The organism is Chryseobacterium sp. CS3K3.1 (assembly GCF_059515165.1).
Genome location: NZ_JCAKRV010000010.1, coordinates 1 through 22343 on the forward strand (window position 1 = coordinate 1; position 22343 = coordinate 22343).

A 22343-nucleotide genomic window follows, 5' to 3' on the forward strand; every position below is an offset into this window, starting at 1 on the left:
TATTGTGTTTTCTGATCTATTGAATCAGTTCTTTTATTGTTTTTTCTGTTTTCAGCAGTTCACCATCTGGAATCTGATGATGAAGATAAGTGAAAAGCAGATTGGTTACCCAGCTGTTTTCAACCTGATGAACGTAGTAAGAGCAGATCAAACCAAAATCATCGGAAATATAAGCCGGAAGATCTGAAGAGCCGGTGGTTCTGAAGGTGGAAATAAAAATTTCCTTCCGGATATCACTTATTTTGTCTTCTGTTTCTTCATCCAAAGACTTTTCTTCAATTTCCTGATAGGCCTTCATCCATTCATCAGAAAACTTTGTTGAATCTCTTTTGTCAAGAATTTCATCAATCTTTTCAGGAGTTATACGTTCAAAAACTGTTTTTAAAGATTGATTAAAAACAGCTTCTAACTTGTTGATTTCTTCTGTCATGATTTTTCAAGATATATCCTATCCAAATGCTCTTTTCAACAGGCTTTCCACTTTCGGCTCACTGCCCCTGAAACTTTTGTAAAGCTCCATCGGGTCTTTTGTTCCGCCCGAAGAAAGCAAAACTTTATATTTGGCTGCAATCTCAGGATTGAAAATTCCGTTTTCTTTGAAATACTGGAAAGCATCAGCATCCAGAACTTCCGCCCATTTGTAAGAATAATATCCTGCTGAATATCCTCCCTGGAAAATGTGAGAGAAGCTTGGGCTCATCGCTGTTTCAGAATTCGAAGGATAAAGAGTGGTTGCTTTGGTATATTTATCTTCAAACTCTTTTACACTTTCATGTTCCAGTTCTGCCACTTTAGTATGATAGTTCATGTCCAGAAGTCCGAAACCTAGTTGTCTTAAAGTCTGGTAACCTTCCATGAAATTTTTGGACTGCTCGATTTTTTCAATTTTTTCGTCAGGAAGAACTTCTCCTGTTTTATAGTGTTTTGCAAAAGTTTTCAGGAACTCAGGTTCATAGCAGAAGTTTTCCAGAAACTGTGACGGAAGTTCCACAAAGTCCCATTTCACAGAAGTCCCGGAAAGAGTAGGATATTGAGTATCTGCCATCATCCCGTGAAGAGCATGCCCGAACTCGTGGAATAGAGTCGTCACTTCCTGGAAGGTCAATAAGCTAGGCGTATCTTTTGTCGGTTTGCTGAAGTTGCAGACAATTGAAATATGCGGACGGGAATTTTCGCCGTTTCGCTTATACTGGTTTTTGTAGCTGGTCATCCATGCACCGGCCCTTTTTCCTTTTCTCGGAAAATAATCAACATATAGTAATGATTTGTAATTTCCGTTCTCTTTTACTTCATATACCTTTACATCTTCATGATATTTCGGAATATCGTTTCTTTCCTCAAAAGTCAGTCCGAAAAGTTCTCCAGCCAGCCCGAATACAGCATCCTGCACCTGGTGTAATGGAAAATAAGGTTTTAATTCTTCATCATTAAGGTCGAATTTCGCCTTACGAAGTTTTTCAGCATAGAATGCATGGTCGTAACCTTGCATTTCCTCAATTCCGTCAGCTTTTGCTAAAGATTTTAATTCTTCAATTTCTTTATCGGCATAAGGTTTTGCCTTGGTAAGAAGTTCATTTAAAAAATCGAAAACTTTCACCGGAGACTTGGCCATTCTTTCTTCAAGAACGAAATCAGCGTAGTTTTTATACCCTAAAAGTTCAGCTTTCTGTTGTTTTAAATTCAGAAGTTCTTTAATCAAATTCTGATTGTCAAATTCACCACCGTCGAAAGATTTTTTACCATTGGCCAAGGCCAGTTCTTTTCTCAGTTCACGGTTTTCAGCATAGGTCATGAACGGGATATAACTTGGATACTGTAAGGTGACCCCCCAGCCGTCAAGGTTTCTTTCTTTAGCTTCTTCGGCATATTGATCCATGATGGCTTCAGGAATTCCTGCAAGATCTTCCTTATTGGTGATATGCTTAAAATAAGCATTGGTGGATGCCAGAACATTTTGTCCGAACTGTAAAGATTTTACAGAAAGATCCATGCTGATTTTCTTTAGTTTGTCTTTGTCTTCCTCATTCAGTAAAGCTCCGCTTCTTACAAAACCTTTGTAGGTCTCATTCAAAAGCATTTCCTGTTCCTCGTTGAGATTATATTTTTCCTTTTCATCATATACTTTCTTGATTTTGTTGAAAAGGGCTTCGTTTTGAGAAATTTTTGAAGAATATTCCGTTAAGATCGGAGAAACCTCCTGGGCAATCTGCTGGATCTCATCGCTGGTTTCTGCAGAATTTAAGTTGAAAAAAATATTAGAAACCACATCCAGCTGTTCTCCCGAATAGGCCAAAGCTTCAATAACATTTTCGAATGTGGGAGCATCAGGATTGTTGACAATAGCATCAATTTCCGCTTCAGATTTTTGAATTAAATCTTTAAATGCAGGCAGATAATCTTCATTTTTAATACTGTTGAACGGAGCCGAATGATATGGAGTGTTAAATTTTTCTGTTAAAATATTCATTTTTTTGATCTTTTTAGATAGGTAAATTTAATGATTCATCGGGAATCACAGCTGAAACGCTCAAAAATAATGCCTTACTGGTGTGGTATGACAAAAATACCTTATCTTTAATTAATCTTGTCATATGGAAAGAAGGAGTGATGTGGGAATATTTAATTTTGAGAACAGATTAAAAAGTCATTATTAAATAAATAACCTTAAATATAAAGACTATGAAAACACTCTTAAAAATTATCGGTATTATCATCGTACTGATTCTTATCTATGCTGTCATTGCCATGCTGGCTTTCAGTAAAGATTATCACTATGAAAAATCAATTGTCATTAATGCACCAAAGGAAAAAGTATGGCAGCATACCAGCTCTTTACAAGCATACAATACCTGGGATCCTTTTTCTAAAGAAATCAAAAACTTTTCTGTAACTTATTCAGGTGCGGGTAACCAGCCTGGCAACTCTTATCACTGGAAGGGTGACGGCAGTGAAGGAGAACAGTCTATCACAGAAATTATCCCGAATGAAAAACTGGGAACCCAGCTTCATTTCATACAACCTTTTGAAGGAACTGCTAAAAGTAACATCATACTGACTCCTGAGGGCAGCGGTACAAAAGTGACCTGGATGATCGATAATGAGCTGAATACCATGATGAAAATCATGAAGCCTATGATGGACAGTAATATGGGCAAAATGTTTAGCCAGGGACTGGGAGATCTGAAGAAACTTGCTGAAAAATAATAGGAAAGCCTTGTACAATGTACAGGGCTTTTTTATTACAGCGATTTTTATCAATACTGTTGGTTGAGGAAGCGTTATTTTATGTTAAGTCATTGAAATATTATTCTAAAAATATTATCTTTATATAAAGAATAGATTGTATGGAGAAGATTGTATTTGAAAAAAGTGATATCAGAGACTTTGTGAAGACCACCATCGCAGAGAAAATTGAAAAATTGAAAAACTTTATAGAATTTACCCTGGAAGCGAGCCGCGATATTAAAAAGACACCAAAATATGACAGCATGAGAGAAGAGATGCAGGAGGAAATTTATCAGATGCAGCGGCAGCTCGGAGCATTGAATGATCTTAGGAGAAATATGGCAAAAGTTCTCAATACAGCTACTGCAAGAGTGCAGCTCGGCTCACTGGTCATTACCAACAAGGCCAGGTTTTATATTTCAGTGTCATTAGGAGAGTTCTTTTTTGAAGGAGACCGGTTTTATGCCATTTCTCCTGAAAGTCCAATGGCCAAAAAAATGATGGGAATGAAACCCGGAGACGAGTTTACCCTAAATAAAATCCATCAGAAGATTGTAGAGGTACTGTAAATAAGATTCAGCGTTATCTCTTTTCAAGCATACAGTTATTCATCAGGATAAGGATTAACTTCAGATTTATATTTGAAGTTTTATTTTTATTTAGTACCTTGCTATGCAAAATACTATACTATGAAATTTGAACAATTAAGAAAAGGCAGAATTAATCAGTGGATCATTATTCACCTTCGTTATCTCGTAGGCTCTGCTTTTTTTCCATCAGGTCTAATAAAGCTTATGGGAGAGAGGTTTACCAGAATTTCAACTGATAACCCGATCGGGTACTTTTTTGAAGCTTTATATCAATCCGGATTTTATTGGAATTTTTTAGGACTGGCACAGGTGGCAGCCGGAATTTTACTGATGACACAGCGCTTTGCAACATTGGGAGCATTGATGTTTCTGGCTATATTAAGTAATATCTGGGTTATTACCCTCAGCCTTTCCTTTTCGGGGACCTGGATAATCACCTCCTTAATGATGGTTGCCGTACTGATATTGGTGATTTGGGATCAACATAAACTGCGTCCTGTTTTTAATTACAATAAAGCAAGTACGGTGAAGGAATATCCTGATCCCGATAACAGATGGATCATTGCCGGGGTAGTATATTCCATAAGTTTTATTGTGTTATTTATGCTGAATCCGGCAAAAGGCGAGGTCTATGAAAAATGGCTGAGTATCCTGATTAGTGTAATCATTGCCGCAACATTTATCATAAGCAATTATCAGGCGTATAAAAATCGTAAACTGGCTGTACATCCTTAACATTTTAAAATGAAGATTGAATTTCATGTTGTAAATTTGCAGGTATGAGTAAAGCAACCATTTTAAAAGAAATTATAGAGGAGAGAAGAAGTATTTTCCCGAAAGATTATACAGACACAGAAATATCTCAGGAAGTTTTGGAAGAGATTGTAAATTCTGCCACGTTTGCTCCCAATCATAAACGTACCAAGCCTTGGCGTTTCAAAATATTCAAAGGAGAAGAAAAAGCACAGCTGGCATCAGAAATGCAGGCTATCTATAAGACCGTTACTCCAGAACAACTTTTTTTAGAAAAAAAATACAACGATATCGGTTTCAAAATCAATAAAGCTGATGTAGTGGTTTCCATTGTTGTCAACTTCAGCGGTATGGTTCCTGAATGGGAAGAAATAGCAGCTACTTCAATGGCAGTTCAGAATATGTACCTTACCTGTACAGTAAATAATATCGGGTGTTACTGGAGTTCTCCCAAGATTGTAGACGAACTGAAAGAATCTCTTACTATTGAAGAAAACCAGAAATGTCTGGGATTATTTTATATGGGAAATCTGGAATAAATAGCCCTGATGGAGCGGTTTGTTTAAGCTCTTTTTCTTTGCAGAAGAAAAAAGCGAGTAGCGAGAGCAGGTTCCTGGCTTCTGAAAAAAAATGAATTTTATAAAACTTTTTACTTGGAGCTTTTTACTTCAAACTTTTTTACTATCTTTGCACTCTTAAATATTTAACTGGGACGAGTTCCCGTAAAATTCAAACATTATGTCAGTAAAAATCAGATTACAAAGACACGGTAAAAAAGGAAAACCTTTTTTCCACATCGTGGTTGCAGATTCTAGAGCTAGAAGAGATGGTAGATTCATCGAAAAACTAGGTACTTACAACCCAATTACTAACCCGGCAACTATCGAATTGAACGTTGATTCTGCTGTAAAGTGGTTAAACAACGGTGCTCAGCCTACTGATACTGCTAGAGCTATTTTATCTTACAAAGGTGCTCTTTACAAAAAACACTTACAAGGTGGTGTAGCTAAAGGTGCTTTTGACGAAGCTGAAGCTGAAAAAAGATTCAATGCTTGGGTAGAAGCTAAAGATGCTAAAGTACAAGGTAAAGTAGAAGGTTTAGCTACTGCTAAAGCTGATGCTAAGAAAGCTGCTTTAGAAGCTGAAGTAAAAGTAAACGAAGCTAGAGTTGCTGCTGCACAAGCTGAAGCTGATGCTAAAGCTGCTGAAGAAGCTGCTAACGCACCTGCTGAAGAAGTTGTTGCTGAAGCTGCAGAAGGAGAAGCTCCTGCTGCTGAAACTGAAGAAAACACTGAAGCTTAAGAACAAACCCTGTTATGCGTAAAGAAGATTGCTATTTTTTAGGAAAAATCACACGCAGACACGGACTTGCGGGTAACGTTATCCTTAAATTGGATACCGACCAGCCCGAGCTTTACAATAAATTGGAATCAATATTCGTTGAAATCAACGGATTATTGGTTCCATTTTTTATTGAAAAATCATCATGGAGCAAACTTGATGCTCTGAATCTTGCATTCAAAAACTCTTCTGAAGCTATGGTAGATCAGGTGCTGGGTAAAAGTGTTTACCTTCCGCTTGCTTCACTGCCAAAACTTTCAGGAAAACAATTCTATTACCACGAAATCATCGGATTTGAAATTCTTGATCAGAATGATAATAACTGTGGCGTAATCAGATCTGTAAACGATCAGACAGCGCAGGTATATTTCATTACCAATCTGGATGGAAAAGAAGTGGTAATTCCTATGATCAAAGACTGGATTCTTGCAGTTGACAGGGAAGAAAGAACCATCAAAATGGAACTTCCTGAAGGTCTTATTGATGTATTTCTGGTTCCTTCAAAAAAAGACGAATAGTTTTGCAATAAGCAATAAGCAATAAGCAATAAGCAATAAGCTATTCTTTCTCACTTTTCTACATTACTCATTACTGATTATTCATTACTCATTTTTAAGGCGGGTAAAAGATAATCCTGTACTATTTTTTCAGATTGCCGGTGCGCGTAGGGCTTGTTGTAGGCTTGCGCTGTAATTACTATGACAACTGGTATCTGAGTGAAAATAATAATCTTATTTCCTCCATTTCCACTGGATTGGAAAGCTTCATAACTTTTGTTTCCCACCTTGTAAATCTTTCGCCAGAACAGATAGCCATATCCTTCGAAATCAGGATGATCAGGAAAATAGTTGGTGAAGGATTTTTTAATCCACTCCTTACTCAATATCGTTTTTCCATTCCAGTCGCCATTATTTTGATACAACTGCCCGAATTTTGCAAGGTCCAGTAGTCTCATACGGAGTCCTCCCGCCAAAGAAGGCTTTTGCTGTGGTGTAAACTGCCATTTATAGCTGGTGATTCCGAGTGGCTGGAATAATGTTCTATCTGCATAATTTTTTAAACCTTCTGGAACTATTTTATCCAAAACATCTCCGGATAATACAACACCTGCCGTAAAATAACTCCAGTCTTTACCGATTTTATTCCCTGTCACAGGCAGATCCAGCGTAAACTTTACCCAGTTTTCTGTCGGGTACATATTTTCTTCATTTCCCGGAGATTCAGAATCTTCATCGTTTCCGTCAAATCCTGAACTCATTGTCAGTAAGCTTTTTATAGTAACATTTTCTTTTTGAGAAGAATAATTTTTAAAAAGTTTCAGATCATAAAATTCTTTCAGAGTCTGATTTTCACTTTTTAAATATCCATCCTGGATTGCAATTCCCGTTAAAGCAGAAGAAAATGATTTTCCCACAGAGCGCGTATCCTGTAATGAATCTCTTCCGGATCCGTTAAAATATTCTTCAAGAAGTAATTTTCCTTCCTTTATAACAGCTATTCCGGTGATATTTTTGAACCTGTTTTCTGCAATTTTCTTATTGAGGTTTCTGATGATTTCTGTATTGATGTTTTCCCTGGAAACCTTCCATCCGCTATCAGCCCGTACAGGCTGAACAGCGATTTGCTGCTCGGGAATATTTTGAGCAGGAACAGTGAGATTGATTTGTCCTTCTGCAATGACTGATCCCGTTATGATCGTGGAAGTGGTAAGGTAAGGGCGGATTTCAATTTTTAGAACATGATTTCCTGCTGACAGTGTATCAATTCCGTCGTGAGCCATATAAAAACGCATCCATAAATACCTTCCCCATGAATCTTCATTTTTACTGCTGAGAAGAGGAATTCGTAAGCTGGTTTTGAATTTTTTATGGTCGGCAGTTCCTGCGCCTGTATTGAGATTTTCCTGATAAATAAGTTTTCCGTCTACATAAAATGAGAACTGATAATTACCTTTTTTCAACAACTCATCCACAGTCCAGCCAGGTTCAAGCTGATGAAGATAATTGATCAGCGAGTTATCAAAAAAAGCATGAATACCAAGATCTCCGTTTTCCTGAAATACCGTAGAAGTGAGAATATCAGAATCTTTCAGGTTTTCCAGCGGTGTATTTTGTGAAAGGAAAACAATCTTTCCACTATTTTTTTTCTGAACCGGATTCTCAATTTTTTCAGGACTGACAATATTGTTGTTTTGTCCGTAATGAAGACAAAATATAAAAATAAAGATCAATAGTAGAAATGATTTCATCTCAAGGAAGTATTTAAACAAAAATAATAAACTTCTTTACAGTGAAATAGAATGAAATTAACATTGCTATTTTATATGATCATTTCAAAGCGGTGCTAATTGAAAAGCTTTCTGAATTCTCCTGGTGACTGATTTGTTTTTTGTTTAAAAAGTTTGCTGAAAGACTGTGGATGCTCAAATCCCAGCTCATAAGCAATTTCACTGACAGACAAACTGGTGGTGCTTAAACGTTCTTTTGCTGCATCAATTAATTTATTCTGAATATGCTGCTGTGTATTTTGCCGGGTGTGAAGACGTAAAAGCGTTCCAAGATAATTAGGTGAAATATTCATCTGCTCGGCAATACATTTCACTGTGGGAATTCCGTTTTCAAGGAGGTTTCCGTTTTCAAAATATTGAGAAAGAATGTCTTCAAATTTATATAACAATTCGTGGCTTGATTTTTTTCTGGTGAAAAACTGCCTTTCATAAAAGCGGTCTGAATAAATCAGTAACAATTCAATCTGGGCAATAATCAGATCCTGTGTGAATTTATCAATATTGGCCATATATTCCCGTTCGATATTTTTAAATAGATCAACAAGGATTTTCTCTTCCTTATCAGAAAGGAAAAGTGCTTCTTTCACCTTATAACTAAAGAAATCGTAAGACTTTATTTTCCGGGTTAATGAAGTATTCCACAGAAAATCAGGATGAATAAGCAATAAATATCCTGTAGGTTCTGCTTCTACATCGGGATTGATTTCCAGGCTTAAATACTGCTGCGGGGAAACGAAACATAGCACTCCGGAGTTAAAGTCGTATTGCTGCTGCCCGTAATTGAACTTTGGAGTAACATTTTTTTTCAAACCAATGGAATAAAAATTCTGGATCCATCTCAATTCTTCATTTTCCACAACATAGCGGACCTTGCTGTAATCGATCAGGCTGATCAGCGGATGCTCAGGATTAGGAAGACTGCAGAAAGCATGAAAATCGGATATAGAATTAAAACGAACAGGTTGTTTCATATAACGAAGTTAGTTGTTTTTTCAAAATGATAACACATTGATCCAAAAAGTCTTCGGCTCCGCTAAGACTGATCTCTCTAAAATTTTATATCGAATTCAGGAATATAAATTAAAACATTCAGTATTAGAAATGTCATCCTGAGCGGAGTCGAAAGACATGATTATCTTATTAAATTGCAGTAGAAACAGTCAGGCTTTCCCATTTCTCAGCATCTTTCTTTAAAATATCAATTTTGTTATTCAGAAATTCCATCGTTCCTACACCCAATAATAAATGTACCGGAGGATTTTTCTCTTTACTGATCTGAATCAGGACATCGGCTGCTTTTTCAGGATCGTTAGGCTGATTTCCATTGATTTCATTGAGGTGAGCCTGTTCCGAATTTCTCGCTGCTTCATAAGCCTGGATAGGATTGGCAGGCGTTTTCACAGAATCCTTAGTTAGAAAATCGGTACGGAAATATCCCGGGTAAACCACGGTAGCATGAACTCCGAAATCTTTTACCTCTTCAGCCAAAGCTTCCGTAAATCCGGCAACCGCAAATTTTGTAGAACAGTAGATTCCCCAGCCTGGAAAATTAGCAGAATATCCTCCGACAGAAGAAATATTGAAAATGTTTCCTGACCTTTGTTCACGCAGATAAGGCATAGCATTTCTGATCACATTTAAAGTTCCGAAAACATTTACAGCATAATTTTCTCTTGCTTCCTCATCAGTAAGTTCTTCAAGCGTTCCGATCTGGCCGTAACCTGCATTGTTGACCACTACATCAATTTGTCCGAAATGGTTTACTGTTTTTTCAATCGCAGATTTGATATCATTATTGTCTGTGATGTTTACGCTGAGCGGAAGGAAGTTTGGTGAAGTTTCTCCAATGGTGGAGATCAGGGATTCAACGGTACGGCTTGTTGCAGCAACCTGAAATCCTTCTGAGAGTAATTTTTTTACCAGCTCGAATCCTAAGCCTTTTGAAGCTCCTGTCACGAACCATACTTTTTTTGTTTCCATTTTTAAATATTTTTTTGTTTAAATGATGGTACAAAGATCAAAACTTACGAAAAGAGAAATGTATCCAAATCGGGGAATGATGTATCCAAATCGTGAATGGTGTTATTTAACGCGTGTCAGTCTGAATGAAATGAAGAATCTCAAACAATCAATGGCTAATAAGATTCTTACCTCTTCAGAAACCGCAGATTGGGCGTAGTCTATGGCAAAAGCCAAATCCCTCTTTAATTTCAAACAAGTTTCAATGATTTTTCAACAGATTTCTGTATTTCAAAGGGGTAATTCCGATATTTTCTTTAAAACACCGGATAAAATGACTCTGATCTGAAAAACCGCATTCCAGAGCAATATCGGTTAAAGAAGAAGGTGAATTGAGAAGTTCCATTGATTTATTAATCTTTAATTTTCTGAGATACTCCCCCAGATTGCAATGGAAATGTTTATGAAATTCCCTGCTGAGATGAACAGGATGGATGTTCAGTGTTTTGGAAAGTTCTGTAAGACTGAGATTTTCTGTAAAGCTTTCATGAAGAATTTCATTGATCCGGCCTACCCACAAAGGCTTTCTTTCTGTATCTCCCTTCTGATGAGTTAATTGGCTGAAAAGATGCAGTAATAACTGATTAATATTTAGATCAAAAGAAATATCATTAGTTTTGGTTTCCCTGAACATCTGACAGACCAATAATTTTAAAGCAGGGTTTTTGATATTAAAACTGCCTTCCACTTTATTTTTCTGAATATCAAACCGATCAAACCAGCTTTGCGAAAGCTCAATATGAAAGCCTCTTGTGAAAATATCAGGTTTACTATTATAGTGTGGATCTTCCCAATGATGATACAATAATGTTCCTGCAGAACAGCCGTAGGTTTCTTTTCTGTTTCCTTCTGTCATGTTGCCCTGTAGAAGAAAAGTGAAATAAGCATTTTCATGATAATGCCAGTCTACGTAAGGATGAGTATACTCCGTATCGGTGATGGTCAATCCTTCCAAATTGACCATTTGATTGGTTTCCCCAAAATATTCGCCGCTACGAAGACTGTTCATGATAAATTTTGTTTTAATCTGTCGATCTGCTCATACATCTTATTAAAAAATATTTTCCTCTCTCTGTTTCCGGATTCGTTCAGTGATCTTGAGTTTTTGATCTGATGGTCAAAATAGCTCAGAGAATCTTCGCACGTCATTTTATCATTGGTCATTATATATCCAAACATGCTGAAAGGCACAAAAAAGGAACACTGTTCTTCATTTTTGAATAAAATACTGTTGTTTAAAATTACTAAATCATTGACATAGATCTGAAAATTATTTTTTTCCAGTGTTTTAGTCTCCAGTTCTTCCAGTAATGTTCTTAGGTCTGCCAAGGTATATTATATGGAAGGTAAAATAGAATGGAAATAATTTTGAGAGAGTACAGTTTTTTTAAGCTGTCTCTCTTTTGTTGATTAAATTACCATTGTTTTTAATGAAAATATGGATAAATACACGAAAAAAGCAAAAGCTGTGGTGTATCTACTGAAGAAAAATAATATTTTTGTAATATAGCCAGGATGAGTGATGAAATTAAAATATTTACTAATGTTATTGGTTATTGGGAATGTGTTTTTTCATGCACAAACCAATAATGCTGAAAAAAATATTCCCGAAAAACGGTCTTATGACAAATTGGAAAAAGAATTCTACAGCCATGTCGGGGATGTGAACAGTAAAAGCATTGCAGAAAGCTATCTTAAAAAAGCAAAATCTGAAAAAAATACAATTCAGATTGCTGAAGGATATGTTATGCTCCATTTTGGTGAGACTCTGCCCATTGCATTAAAATATCTTGACAGCTTACAACAGATCACCAGGAATTCCAAAGAAAATATATATCCGGCCAGAATTTATCTTTTAAAAGGCAATCTGTATTTCAGAAATGATAATCTTCAGGCTGCATTGAATAATTATATTTTAGGTCTGAAATATGCAAAAGAAAAAGGAAATAAAAGGCAGATTGCCATGGCGCATATCAGTATTGCCTCCCTTAATAATTATATAGGTAAACACGCTGAGACAGCTAAAGTTTTAAGACATTATGCGTATGATACCGATTATATGAATGAAGATGAGCAGAAATCTCTTAAGTTGAATCTGGCAGATGCCTATATAGAGATCAATAAAATGGATTCTGCTTATGCATTGATACAGGAAGGTTTACTGGATTCCAGAAAAAATAAAAATCTTTACCGATATTACCAGAATCTTGGGCTGCTGGGATCTTATCATCTGCATTTGAAAAATTATCAGAAAGCAATTAATGCCTTATTGGAGTGCGAAAAATATTTCTTTACAAATACTAATGATAAAAGAGACCAGAATTACACTCTTTTATACCTCGGAAAATCCTATGCCGGACTTCAGGAAAAAGAAAAAGCAGCAGGCTTTTTCCACAGGATCGATTCTTTGGTTCTTAAAACGAATTATATTTATCCAGAGCTGAGAGATGTATATACTTACCTTATTGATCATTATAAAGAAAATAATGATATAGAAAAGCAGCTGTATTATGTGGACCGGTTTTTAAAGGTGGATCAGGTGCTGTATACACAGTTCAGGTATATTTCCAGAGAGCTTCCCAGAAGATATGATACTCCGGAGCTGCAGCAGGAGAAAGAGGATATTACCAATGAACTTACAAAAAGAAAAAGCCTCTTTTATATTGTGCTGAGCCTTTTGTTGATTTCCCATTTGCTGTTTATCAACGTTTATTTTAAATATAAAAAATCTGAAAAGAACTATAAAAAGATCGCTCAGGATCTTATTCAATCCGTTAATGAAAACAGGGTAGGGAAAAAAAGTGACGGGGAAATTAAAAAGGAAATTTCATCAGAACCTCTTCTCACAGAAAATACAGAAGATAAAGCATCAAGAACTATTTCTGAAGATATTGCCAGGAATATTTTACATGAACTTGAGATATTTGAAAGCAAAGATCAGTTTTTGAATAAAGGAATCACCTTGGGAAGTCTGGCCAAAAAAATAAAAACAAACTCAAAATATCTGTCAGAAATTATCAATACCTACAAAGGGAAAAACTTTGCAACCTATCTCAATGATCTTCGTATTGATTATGCCATCAGCAGACTGGCCAATGACAAAAAATTCAGGTCTTATAAAATTCCTTTTATCGCCGAAGAATTAGGATATAATAATGAACAGGCTTTCACTTTAGCCTTTAAAAAAAGAACCGGAACACCACTTTCTATCTATCTGAAAGAAATTGAAAATATGTCGTCAGATTAATTTAATCAACTGATTTTTAATTCTTTATTGTTTATAGATTCATGATTTTAGGTATATAAATTTATGAATCTATAAACCATTCCCTTGTATCATTATTTCACTTCCTGCATCTTTGCTTCAGGTAAAAACACAACCATTTATTTTGTATGTGCACAATACAAGATATCAGTTTCAAACTCCTGATTATTTAAAATCCAGGTCTGGAATTGTATCAGAAAAAGAATAACAAATGAGGGTAAAAACAGGAATAATAACCAGAAAATTAAATGTAAATAATGAAGTACTTGTTTAGAAATTTAGAATATAAAGTGTAGTGATTATTTAAAAATCATTAAACAGTATAAATCCGGTGAATCCGCCACAGTTTAAAAGTATAGTATAGTCTAAAAATGGATGTAAGCCCCGGTAATGACCACAAACGTATCACTTAAAAACTAATAACCATTTCAATAACTAATTCCATGAAAACTCAGAATAAAATCATATTTTATTCTTTTTAAAAGTGATCGTGTAAGTGTTCATTCCGGGTATTCCGGATTTTATTGAAGTTCAGGATAATATTGAGTGGAAATGTACCTGAAAATGCAGAAGAGTCCGAAGAAGAAAAGGTGAATTTCCTGAACTGAGAGTTTAAATACCAGTTAAATGATTTTTAAAGACAGCGCAATCATCAAGTTGCGCTGTTTTTTTGTAACTTTGCAGACATTAATTTTTATATAAAAAATTTATCATCAACAAATGAAAAAGCAAACGATCAAAGAAATCCTAAAGGATTACAAGAAAGTATTACATCATGACATTACTGTTTACGGATGGGTAAGATCCTTCCGTGCTAATCGCTTTATTGCGCTTAATGATGGTTCTACGATTAATAATTTGCAGATAGTTGTTGATTTCGAAAATTTTGATGAAGCAATCATCAAGAATATCAGTACGGCTTCTTCCCTGAAAGTGGTAGGAGAAGTGGTGGAAAGCCAGGGAGCAGGACAATCTGTGGAAATTATTGCTAAAAAGATCATTATTTTAGGAGATAACTTTACAGAAGAACTTCAGAGTACAATTCTTCAGCCTAAGAAACACAGTCTTGAGAAACTTCGTGAGCAGGCTCACTTAAGATTCAGAACAAACCTTTTCGGAGCGGTGTTCAGAGTGCGTCATGCAGTAAGTTTTGCTGTTCACTCATTCTTCAACCAGAATCAGTTTTTCTATATCAACACACCAGTCATTACAGGAGCAGATGCAGAAGGTGCAGGTGAAATGTTTGGGGTCACCAACTTTGATCTGAACAACATGCCGAAAACTGAAGAAGGTGAAATTGATTTTGCACAGGATTTCTTCGGTAAAAAAACAAACCTTACCGTTTCAGGACAGCTTGAAGGAGAAACTGCAGCTATGGGATTGGGAAGAATTTATACATTCGGACCTACTTTCCGTGCTGAAAATTCCAACACGACAAGACACCTTGCCGAGTTCTGGATGATTGAGCCGGAAGTAGCATTCAACAACCTTGAAGATAACATCGACCTTGCGGAAGATTTCTTAAAATATGTGATCCAGTATGTATTGGATAACTGCAAAGATGATCTTGAGTTCCTGGATAACCGTTTTGCGGAAGAACAAAAAACAAAACCGGAAAAAGAAAGAGCAAAAGAAGGTCTTATCGAAAAACTTCAGAATGTGGTAGCGAAGCGTTTCAAGCGTGTAAGCTATACAGAAGCGATCGAAATTTTACTGAACTCTAAAGAAAATAAAAAAGGAAAATTTGCTTACCCTGTTGAAAAATGGGGAACAGACCTTCAGTCTGAGCATGAAAGATATCTTGTTGAAAAACACTTTGAAAGCCCGGTAGTATTATTTGACTATCCGAAAGAAATCAAAGCTTTCTATATGAAACTGAACGATGACAACAAAACTGTTGCTGCTATGGATGTTCTTTTCCCTGGTATCGGTGAAATCATCGGAGGATCAGAGAGAGAGGCAAGATTAGATGTCTTAAAACAGAAAATGGCAGATATGCACGTAGATGAGCATGAACTTTGGTGGTATCTTGATACCAGAAAATTCGGTTCTGTGCCGCATGCAGGCTTCGGTTTAGGATTGGAAAGACTGGTCCTTTTCGTAACAGGAATGACGAATATCAGAGACGTAATTCCTTTCCCTAGAACACCGAAAAGTGCTGAATTCTAGAACAATAAAAAAAGCCTTAATCACAAGTTAAGGCTTTTTTTATTCTTTAATAGTTTATTATATTAGGACAAGTAATGCAAAAATCATGCTAAATGTGTTTTTTGTCAAATAAATTTATTAAATTCGTAGAATATGTTATGTTAAAACGCCAAATAAGAATATGCTTAAACAACACTTACAACTCAAATTAGGACAGAAGCTGGCCCCTCAGCAGATTCAGTTGATGAAGCTTATTCAGCTTCATACTCTTGAATTTGAAGAGGAGTTGGAGAGGGAGTTGGAAGAAAACCCAGCTTTGGAAATTGCAAAAGAAGATTCTAAGGAAGATGACTATTCTTCCCTTGAAGATGCTTATCAGGATGAGGGTACAGACAGCATTGAAACAGATTTCGACGTCAACGAATATATCTATGACGATGAACCCAGCTATAAAACCGCATCCAGCAACTATTCTCCGGATGATGAAGAATTTGATAACGAGAGTCTTTTAACGGAAGGACAGTCATTATATGATTATCTTACAGAACAGATTCACCTGGTGAATATCGGTGAGGAAGATCTTAAGATTGCAGAATACCTTATCGGAAATTTAGATACAGACGGATACCTGAGAAGAGAGATCAAATCAATTGTTGATGATCTTGCCTTCTCACAGGGAATCTATACCACTAAAGAAAGAGTGGAGGATATCCTTGAAAACTATGTGCAGAAGCTTGATCCGCCGGGAGTGGGAGCAAGAGGTCTTCAGGAGTGTCTGTTACTGCAGATCGAAAAGAAAGTAAGCTCTGATAAAGCCGTTTCTTTGGCTGCCAATATCTTAAGACATCAGTTTGAAGCCTTAACCAATAAGCACTATAACAAGATCATTCAGAAATATGATATTGAAGAAGATGATCTGAAAGATGCGCTGGATGAAATCTCAAAATTATCTCCGAAAGTTGGAGGGAACTTTGATACCCAGACAATTACGATCAATCAGGAAATTATTCCGGACTTTGTAATTCAGGTGAAAGACGGGCAGGTAATTCCTATGCTGAATAGCAAAAATGCCCCTACTTTAAGAGTGTCTGAAGAATATAAAGATATCCTGACAACCTATTCCCATGATAAAAACTCATCGGAACACAAGCAGGCTGCTTTATTTATCAAGCAAAAACTGGATGCTGCAAAATGGTATATTGATGCGATTAATCAACGTCAGAATACCTTATTACAGACGATTACAGCGATTGTAAAGTTCCAGAAAGATTATTTTATTACAGGTGACGAAAAGTCCCTGAAACCAATGATCTTAAAAGATGTTGCTGATATTACAGGTTTTGATATCTCTACGATTTCAAGGGTGGTAAAAAGCAAATATGCAGATACACCGAACGGGATTGTATACCTTAAAGATCTGTTCTCAGACAGTTTAACCAATGACGATGGAGAAGAAGTTTCTACCAAAGAGATCAAAACCCATCTTCAGGAAGTAATCAGTAAAGAAAATAAAAGAAAGCCGCTTACAGATGATGCGTTGGTGGTGATCCTGAAAGAGCAGGGCTATAATATTGCCAGAAGAACGATTGCAAAATATCGTGAACAGCTCAATATTCCTGTCGCAAGATTAAGAAAAGAACTTTAAAATATAAAAAAGCATTTCAGTCTGAAATGCTTTTTGTTTTTTAATTTAGCCCTGCTTTACATGTTCCAGCCCCAGCTCCCTCATTGAAATTTCCCTCATTTCCACCTTTCTTATTTTTCCGGAAATGGTCATTGGGAATTCATCTACAAATTTCCAGTATTTCGGAACTTTATAATGGGCTATCCTTCCTTTGCAGTATTCCTGAAGTTCTTCTGCCGTGATGGTAAATCCTTTTCTCACCTTTATCCAGGCCATTACTTCTTCCCCGAATTTCTCACTCGGAACACCAATGATCTGAACATCCAGAATGTTGGTATACGTATATAAAAAGTCTTCAATTTCTTTAGGCGAAATATTTTCTCCGCCACGGATGATGAGGTCTTTTATTCTTCCTGAAATGGTAATATAACCGTCTTGGTCCATTACAGCCATATCTCCGGTATGCATCCAGCGGGCATCATCCAGTACTTTCTTTGTATTTTCAGGATCATTCCAGTATTTCAGCATGACAGAATATCCTCTGGTGCAAAGTTCACCATGCTCTCCACGTTTTAAAGTCCTTCCGTTTTCATCAATGATTTTGATCTCAAGGTGATCCTGAACAGTTCCTACAGTGCTGACCTGTTTTTCCAGCGGTGTTCCTATTAAAGTCTGAGTAGATACTGGTGAAGTTTCCGTCATCCCATAGCAGATGCTCATTTCTTTAATATTCATCAGGCTTTCCACTTTTTTCATAATCTCCGGAGGGCATACGGAACCAGCCATAACACCGGTCCTTAAACTTGAAAAATCATAGCTGTCAAAATCTTTTACTGCCAGTTCAGCAATAAACATGGTGGGCACACCATACAAGGAAGTACATTTTTCGTCCGAAACAGCTTTTAAAGTAATCTCCGGATCAAAGCTGTCATTCGGAATTACCATACAGGCTCCGTGAGCTGTGCAGCACATATTTCCGATAACCATCCCAAAACAGTGGTAAAAGGGTACCGGAATGCAGACGCGGTCTTTCTCAGTATATTTTAATCGGATCCCAATAAAATAACCGTTATTGAGAATATTATGATGAGAAAGTGTGACCCCTTTCGGGAAACCGGTTGTTCCGGAAGTATATTGGATATTAACAGGATCGTCAAACTGTACATGTTCTTCAAAACTGTGAAGTACTTCGTCTGAAATCTCCTGGCCGTTATTCACAAAATATTCCCAGTTTTCATCAAAGAATATTTCATGTTCCAGGGTTGGACAAACTTCTTTTGCATATTCAACCATTTCTTTATAATTGCTGGTTTTAAAGCTTAAAGAAGAAAAAATAAAACGAACTTCGGACTGATTGAGTACATAGGTCAGTTCATGAGTCCTGTAAGCCGGATTGATATTCACTAAAATAGTGCCTATCCTGGCAGTGGCATACTGTAAAAGTACCCACTCATAACGGTTGGAAGACCAGATCCCGATTCTGTCACCTGCTTTTGCTCCTAAAAACAATAAGGCTTTTGCAACAGCTGTGGTCTGATTGTAAAATTCCTGATAAGTCGCTCTGTAATTCTGATGAACGCAGACAAGTGCTTCCTGATGAGGGTATTTTTCGACAGTACTTTTAAGATTGGCTCCGATGGTCTGTCCTAATAATGAAACGTCAGAAGTTCCATACACATAAGATAAGGGCATAGTTTAAGATTTGGTGGAATAAAATTACTGATTATATCCCGAACTATGCCTATGTATATTAATTTTCCTGAGAATCTATCTCTTTAAGCTGCTTCAGATTTTTATCAAGCTTTTTAATAATAGTGCCATATACCAGTCTGTAATAAACCCAGATCATAGAGATCGCCAGTAATGTGCTGACGGTAATTCCAACAATAATGATGGTGAGACTGGAGTTGGTAGGCTGTATATTCTGGGAATCTAATATATACAATATAAAAGCAATCAGCACAAAAGTGAATAGCAGCAGCAGTACAATACTGATCAGAATAAAGGCATTCACCGTTCTTTTGAACTTGATGATTCGTGTGATAAGCCCTTTCAGATTTTCCTCGATCTTTATTTTCCGGTAATTCTGATAGAATTTCAGGACGAAATAAGCTGTAATCAACAAGCTTAAGATTTTTATAGCCAGATAGACATGGCCGAAGTTGCTTTCTACTTCAGGAGCTTCCTGCGCACCCAATCTTGTCAGCATTTTACGAAAACTTTCCGACTCTTCTTCCTGAAAAAAGTAGAACAACCCAAATACAGAAAAGAACAGGAATTCAATAACGCTGATCCAGAAAATATACTTCACATAATTACGTGATTTTCTATTCAACATCTGAAGAATCTCCTTGTTGTCATATTTAGGCTGGACAGGTTGTTCCTGCCATGTTTTCTTAAAGCTATCTAAATCAAATTCAGGCATATTTTTCCATCTGTTCTTTAAGGGTTTTCTTTAATCTGTTCATTTTTACACGTGCATTAACTTCAGTGATTCCGAGGTTTTCTGCAATGTCCTTGTAAGGCAGATCGTCAAGATACATCATGACAATGGCTCTTTCTACATTAGGAAGAGTCTTGATTACCGTATACAAAAGTGATACCTGCTGTTGTTTTTCGTCATCATCTTCCACAAAATCTCTGTGGTTGATATCAAGCTCATTGGTAGGAAGGCTTTTGCTTTTTTTTCTAAAGAGGGTAATGGCTGTATTGAGCGCTACACGGTACATCCATGTGGAAATTTTGGAGTTTCCTTTGAAAGAATCATAACTTCTCCAGAGCTGTAACACGATTTCCTGGAAAAGATCCTCTTCATCTTCCAGAGAATTGGTATACAAACGCGATACTTTAATAATCAGTCCCTGATTATCTTTGATAAGCTGCGCAAATTCTTTTTCTCTGGAATCCATAGATATATAATGGCACGAAGATAATAATAAACTGGTAATTAGGGGAAAATTATCATGTAAAATAGTAAAAAGGTAAAAAAACGCAAGAATAGTATTGATATATCTATATCGTTTACTCAGCACTAAGACTATTTAGCCATTTTACCGTTTTGCCTTTTTACCACAAAATTTGTGTACCTTTGCCTCCGCGAGAAAATCGGCTTGTTGATTTCCTGTTTACAGGAGGTAGGAAAGTCCGGACACCATAGAGCAGCAAAGCGGATAACATCCGTCACCCGTGAGGGTAGGACAAGTGCAACAGAAAGCAGGTACAGTTCGGCTGTAGTGAAACCAGGTAAACTCTTTGCGGTGCAATGATAAGTATATCGGTTCTTTTCAGCAATGAAAATAGGGGCGGCTCGTCCTGAAAGCCGAGGGGTAATCAGCTCAAGTATTGCAGCAATGTAATACGTAGATAAATAACAGGCACTTCTTCGGAAGTACAGAATCCGGCTTATAGATTTTCTCGTGATTTTTTTAAGCTCGAATTCAGAGGCTGGAAGAAGGAAGTTTTTACATCTCCATCTTCAAACCTCCACCTTCCAACTTTATTTATTCACTTTCCAATTGTCTTTTGGATTCCTGTAATTCCTGTCTGTCCTTATCGGAAAGAGTAGGATATTTGAGATTCATTTTCTCCAAAGTATCAATAATAATCTGAATAGCTGCTACTCTTGCAAACCACTTACTATCCGCAGGAAGTACATACCAAGGTGCATGATCTTTTGAGGTTTCATTGATAGCGGTTTCATAAGCTTCCATATACTGGTCAAATAACGCTCTTTCAGGAAGATCTCCGGCTGAGAATTTCCAGTTTTTTTCCTGTTCATCAATTCTGTCCAGAAGTCTTTGTTTCTGTTCATCCTTAGAAACATGTAAAAAAATCTTGACAACGGTTGTTCCATTCTGTGAAAGGTGCTTTTCAAAATTGCGGATGCTCTCATACCTGTTTTCCCAGAATTTGCTGTCAAAATCTTTTACGGAAGACCATGTCTTTTCACTCAGATTATATTCAGGATGTACTTTACAAACCAAAACACTTTCATAATGAGAACGGTTGAAAATCCCGATCATTCCTTTCTGTGGCAGTGCCAGATAATGCCTCCATAAAAAATCATGAGAATATTCTTTGGAGCTTGGTGTTTTAAAACTGGTTACATTACATCCCTGAGGATTCACTCCTCCGAAAACATGCTCAATCATACTGTCTTTCCCTGCTGCATCCATAGCCTGTAATACCACCAGTAAGGACTGGCTTCCGTCAGCATATAATTTTTCCTGTAGCTCACGAAGTTTTTCCTTCTCCTGAATCAGCATTTGCTCTCCTTCTTCTTTAGTGAGCTTTCCATTATAAGATGTTGATGCTTTTTTTATCGAAAATTTTCCGTTTACCTTAAAGTTATCTGAGAAATCGGTGTCCATATTTTTTTTATTTAAAGATAAAAGTAAAAAGATAAAAGTGAAGATGTTATTACAATTCAATAGGGGTGGGCTTTAGCCCAGCCATTTAAAATAGACCGAAGGAGCCAAAACCTAAATCATATGTATGACCAGCGTCCATACATTTGCCACCTATTACCTATCATCTTCCACCTAACCAAACATAAATGTAATAAAAAAACCGCCTCAATGGAGACGGTTCTTTTATTTTTTTGAGTAGAGCTTACTTCGCAGCAGTCTTTTTTGCAAGTTTTGCAGCTTTTTTCTCAGCTTTAGCAGCTTCTTTCTGCTCAGCAGGAGTCAATACTTTTGGCTCAGGAGCGTTTGCATCTACGTTACCTTTGATGTAGATTACACTTCTGTTGTTTGCAGGGTCATTAGAGAAAACCTCAATCATTTTGTTGAAAGGGCCAGGGATCGCTGTATTGTATCCAACCTTGATCTTCGCAGACTTTCCAGGCATGATAGGATCCTGGCTGAATTCAGGAGTTGTACATCCGCAAGAAGGTTTTACATTTGAAAGAATCAAAGGCTTATCCCCTGAATTCGTTACTGTAAAGAATCTTGTACCGTCAGCATTAGGCTTTATAGTACCATAATCGAAAGTCGTTTTATCAAATGTAATGGTTTGTGCAGATGCCAGAGCAAATGTCCCGAATAGTGCAATTCCTGCAATTAATTTTTTCATATTCTTGAATGTTAA

The 22343-nt window shown here is 36.6% G+C and carries 21 protein-coding genes and 1 other RNA gene; 10 read left to right on the top strand and 12 right to left on the bottom strand.

All coding sequences use genetic code 11. The features are described 5' to 3' along the window. Positions 1–16: 16 nt before the first annotated feature. Together AC5YGI_RS11005 and AC5YGI_RS11010 are read right to left on the bottom strand one after the other, a co-directional pair. Entirely contained in the window at positions 17–430 is a 414-nt protein-coding gene (locus AC5YGI_RS11005) for an immunity protein PIM1 family protein (RefSeq protein ID WP_496168302.1), read from the bottom strand. Positions 431–448: 18 nt separating this feature from the next. Continuing rightward, positions 449–2467 carry a M3 family metallopeptidase gene (locus tag AC5YGI_RS11010; protein ID WP_496168303.1) on the bottom strand — a complete coding sequence of 673 codons (2019 nt, stop codon included), beginning with the start codon at positions 2465–2467 and terminating at the stop codon, positions 449–451. A gap of 212 nt (positions 2468–2679) precedes the next feature. On the opposite strand from AC5YGI_RS11010, the gene AC5YGI_RS11015 reads away from it, so the two are divergent. The 6 genes from AC5YGI_RS11015 (at position 2680) to rimM (ending at position 6427) form a co-directional block, all read left to right on the top strand. Further along, positions 2680–3204, top strand: a complete 525-nt coding sequence (locus AC5YGI_RS11015) for an SRPBCC family protein (RefSeq protein ID WP_496168304.1) — start codon at positions 2680–2682, stop codon at positions 3202–3204. A 140-nt stretch (positions 3205–3344) separates the two neighbouring features. Next, positions 3345–3794 carry a hypothetical protein gene (locus tag AC5YGI_RS11020; RefSeq protein WP_330747476.1) on the top strand — a complete coding sequence of 150 codons (450 nt, stop codon included), beginning with the start codon at positions 3345–3347 and terminating at the stop codon, positions 3792–3794. A 120-nt stretch (positions 3795–3914) separates the two neighbouring features. After that, entirely contained in the window at positions 3915–4550 is a 636-nt protein-coding gene (locus AC5YGI_RS11025) for a DoxX family membrane protein (protein ID WP_496168305.1), read from the top strand. 44 nt (positions 4551–4594) lie between these two features. Continuing rightward, on the top strand, positions 4595–5107 hold the full coding sequence (locus AC5YGI_RS11030; RefSeq protein ID WP_496168306.1) for a nitroreductase family protein: 513 nt from the start codon (positions 4595–4597) through the stop codon (positions 5105–5107). A 199-nt stretch (positions 5108–5306) separates the two neighbouring features. Continuing rightward, positions 5307–5870, top strand: coding sequence for a 30S ribosomal protein S16 (locus tag AC5YGI_RS11035; protein ID WP_496168307.1), 564 nt, complete (start codon positions 5307–5309; stop codon positions 5868–5870). A 14-nt stretch (positions 5871–5884) separates the two neighbouring features. Further along, on the top strand, positions 5885–6427 hold the full coding sequence (gene rimM / locus AC5YGI_RS11040) for a ribosome maturation factor RimM (RefSeq protein ID WP_496168308.1): 543 nt from the start codon (positions 5885–5887) through the stop codon (positions 6425–6427). 77 nt (positions 6428–6504) lie between these two features. Here rimM and AC5YGI_RS11045 read toward each other — a convergent pair whose 3' ends face one another. From AC5YGI_RS11045 to AC5YGI_RS11065, 5 genes are all read right to left on the bottom strand, one after another. Further along, the gene (locus tag AC5YGI_RS11045; protein ID WP_496168310.1) at positions 6505–8157 is read right to left on the bottom strand and encodes a serine hydrolase domain-containing protein; all 1653 of its coding nucleotides are present in this window, start codon (positions 8155–8157) and stop codon (positions 6505–6507) included. Positions 8158–8252: 95 nt separating this feature from the next. Further along, positions 8253–9167, bottom strand: coding sequence for a helix-turn-helix domain-containing protein (locus tag AC5YGI_RS11050; RefSeq protein WP_446105021.1), 915 nt, complete (start codon positions 9165–9167; stop codon positions 8253–8255). Positions 9168–9336: 169 nt separating this feature from the next. After that, complete coding sequence (locus AC5YGI_RS11055; protein ID WP_496168313.1) at positions 9337–10176, bottom strand: SDR family NAD(P)-dependent oxidoreductase; 840 nt, start codon at positions 10174–10176, stop codon at positions 9337–9339. A 241-nt stretch (positions 10177–10417) separates the two neighbouring features. Next, complete coding sequence (locus tag AC5YGI_RS11060; protein ID WP_496168314.1) at positions 10418–11224, bottom strand: helix-turn-helix transcriptional regulator; 807 nt, start codon at positions 11222–11224, stop codon at positions 10418–10420. Then, on the bottom strand, positions 11221–11544 hold the full coding sequence (locus AC5YGI_RS11065; protein WP_496168316.1) for a hypothetical protein: 324 nt from the start codon (positions 11542–11544) through the stop codon (positions 11221–11223). Before AC5YGI_RS11065 ends, AC5YGI_RS11060 begins: the two co-directional genes overlap by 4 nt. 214 nt (positions 11545–11758) lie before the next feature. Here AC5YGI_RS11065 and AC5YGI_RS11070 point away from each other — a divergent pair, with 214 nt between their 5' ends. The 3 genes from AC5YGI_RS11070 (at position 11759) to rpoN (ending at position 17273) form a co-directional block, all read left to right on the top strand. Beyond that, positions 11759–13462, top strand: a complete 1704-nt coding sequence (locus AC5YGI_RS11070; protein ID WP_330747467.1) for a helix-turn-helix domain-containing protein — start codon at positions 11759–11761, stop codon at positions 13460–13462. A gap of 738 nt (positions 13463–14200) precedes the next feature. Further along, positions 14201–15649 (top strand): asparagine--tRNA ligase, encoded by a 1449-nt coding sequence (gene asnS, locus AC5YGI_RS11075; RefSeq protein WP_047420790.1) that lies wholly within the window; start codon positions 14201–14203, stop codon positions 15647–15649. A gap of 160 nt (positions 15650–15809) precedes the next feature. Beyond that, a complete protein-coding gene (gene rpoN / locus AC5YGI_RS11080) occupies positions 15810–17273 on the top strand; it encodes an RNA polymerase factor sigma-54 (RefSeq protein ID WP_330747466.1) in 1464 nt (487 codons plus the stop codon). 45 nt (positions 17274–17318) lie between these two features. Here the strand turns inward: rpoN and AC5YGI_RS11085 are convergent, their stop codons facing one another. The 3 genes from AC5YGI_RS11085 to AC5YGI_RS11095 are packed head-to-tail and all read right to left on the bottom strand — an operon-like array spanning position 17319 to position 20161. Then, positions 17319–18944 (bottom strand): AMP-binding protein, encoded by a 1626-nt coding sequence (locus AC5YGI_RS11085; RefSeq protein WP_110010056.1) that lies wholly within the window; start codon positions 18942–18944, stop codon positions 17319–17321. 58 nt (positions 18945–19002) lie between these two features. Next, on the bottom strand, positions 19003–19677 hold the full coding sequence (locus AC5YGI_RS11090; protein ID WP_330747465.1) for a DUF8845 family protein: 675 nt from the start codon (positions 19675–19677) through the stop codon (positions 19003–19005). After that, on the bottom strand, positions 19670–20161 hold the full coding sequence (locus AC5YGI_RS11095) for an RNA polymerase sigma factor (RefSeq protein ID WP_002976998.1): 492 nt from the start codon (positions 20159–20161) through the stop codon (positions 19670–19672). Before AC5YGI_RS11095 ends, AC5YGI_RS11090 begins: the two co-directional genes overlap by 8 nt. A gap of 188 nt (positions 20162–20349) precedes the next feature. On the opposite strand from AC5YGI_RS11095, the gene rnpB reads away from it, so the two are divergent. Next, positions 20350–20673: RNase P RNA component class A (gene rnpB, locus AC5YGI_RS11100), an RNA gene on the top strand. Positions 20674–20752: 79 nt separating this feature from the next. Here rnpB and AC5YGI_RS11105 read toward each other — a convergent pair. Both AC5YGI_RS11105 and AC5YGI_RS11110 read right to left on the bottom strand, forming a co-directional pair. Next, the gene (locus tag AC5YGI_RS11105) at positions 20753–21622 is read right to left on the bottom strand and encodes a polyphosphate kinase 2 family protein (RefSeq protein WP_330747464.1); all 870 of its coding nucleotides are present in this window, start codon (positions 21620–21622) and stop codon (positions 20753–20755) included. 241 nt (positions 21623–21863) lie between these two features. Next, entirely contained in the window at positions 21864–22328 is a 465-nt protein-coding gene (locus AC5YGI_RS11110) for a DUF1573 domain-containing protein (RefSeq protein ID WP_110010053.1), read from the bottom strand. Positions 22329–22343 lie beyond the last annotated feature (15 nt).

Excerpts from the sequence above, each read along its gene's own strand:
- AC5YGI_RS11070 (WP_330747467.1), top strand. The coding sequence starts at position 11,759 with ATGTTATTGGTTATTGGGAATGTGTTTTTTCATGCACAAACCAATAAT.
- AC5YGI_RS11005 (WP_496168302.1), bottom strand. The coding sequence starts at position 430 with ATGACAGAAGAAATCAACAAGTTAGAAGCTGTTTTTAATCAATCTTTA.
- AC5YGI_RS11045 (WP_496168310.1), bottom strand. The coding sequence starts at position 8,157 with ATGAAATCATTTCTACTATTGATCTTTATTTTTATATTTTGTCTTCAT.
- AC5YGI_RS11010 (WP_496168303.1), bottom strand. The coding sequence starts at position 2,467 with ATGAATATTTTAACAGAAAAATTTAACACTCCATATCATTCGGCTCCG.
- asnS (WP_047420790.1), top strand. The coding sequence starts at position 14,201 with ATGAAAAAGCAAACGATCAAAGAAATCCTAAAGGATTACAAGAAAGTA.
- AC5YGI_RS11090 (WP_330747465.1), bottom strand. The coding sequence starts at position 19,677 with ATGCCTGAATTTGATTTAGATAGCTTTAAGAAAACATGGCAGGAACAA.
- AC5YGI_RS11055 (WP_496168313.1), bottom strand. The coding sequence starts at position 10,176 with ATGGAAACAAAAAAAGTATGGTTCGTGACAGGAGCTTCAAAAGGCTTA.
- AC5YGI_RS11015 (WP_496168304.1), top strand. The coding sequence starts at position 2,680 with ATGAAAACACTCTTAAAAATTATCGGTATTATCATCGTACTGATTCTT.
- AC5YGI_RS11030 (WP_496168306.1), top strand. The coding sequence starts at position 4,595 with ATGAGTAAAGCAACCATTTTAAAAGAAATTATAGAGGAGAGAAGAAGT.
- AC5YGI_RS11095 (WP_002976998.1), bottom strand. The coding sequence starts at position 20,161 with ATGGATTCCAGAGAAAAAGAATTTGCGCAGCTTATCAAAGATAATCAG.
- AC5YGI_RS11035 (WP_496168307.1), top strand. The coding sequence starts at position 5,307 with ATGTCAGTAAAAATCAGATTACAAAGACACGGTAAAAAAGGAAAACCT.
- AC5YGI_RS11110 (WP_110010053.1), bottom strand. The coding sequence starts at position 22,328 with ATGAAAAAATTAATTGCAGGAATTGCACTATTCGGGACATTTGCTCTG.
- AC5YGI_RS11085 (WP_110010056.1), bottom strand. The coding sequence starts at position 18,944 with ATGCCCTTATCTTATGTGTATGGAACTTCTGACGTTTCATTATTAGGA.
- AC5YGI_RS11020 (WP_330747476.1), top strand. The coding sequence starts at position 3,345 with ATGGAGAAGATTGTATTTGAAAAAAGTGATATCAGAGACTTTGTGAAG.
- AC5YGI_RS11050 (WP_446105021.1), bottom strand. The coding sequence starts at position 9,167 with ATGAAACAACCTGTTCGTTTTAATTCTATATCCGATTTTCATGCTTTC.
- rimM (WP_496168308.1), top strand. The coding sequence starts at position 5,885 with ATGCGTAAAGAAGATTGCTATTTTTTAGGAAAAATCACACGCAGACAC.
- rpoN (WP_330747466.1), top strand. The coding sequence starts at position 15,810 with ATGCTTAAACAACACTTACAACTCAAATTAGGACAGAAGCTGGCCCCT.
- AC5YGI_RS11025 (WP_496168305.1), top strand. The coding sequence starts at position 3,915 with ATGAAATTTGAACAATTAAGAAAAGGCAGAATTAATCAGTGGATCATT.
- AC5YGI_RS11105 (WP_330747464.1), bottom strand. The coding sequence starts at position 21,622 with ATGGACACCGATTTCTCAGATAACTTTAAGGTAAACGGAAAATTTTCG.
- AC5YGI_RS11060 (WP_496168314.1), bottom strand. The coding sequence starts at position 11,224 with ATGAACAGTCTTCGTAGCGGCGAATATTTTGGGGAAACCAATCAAATG.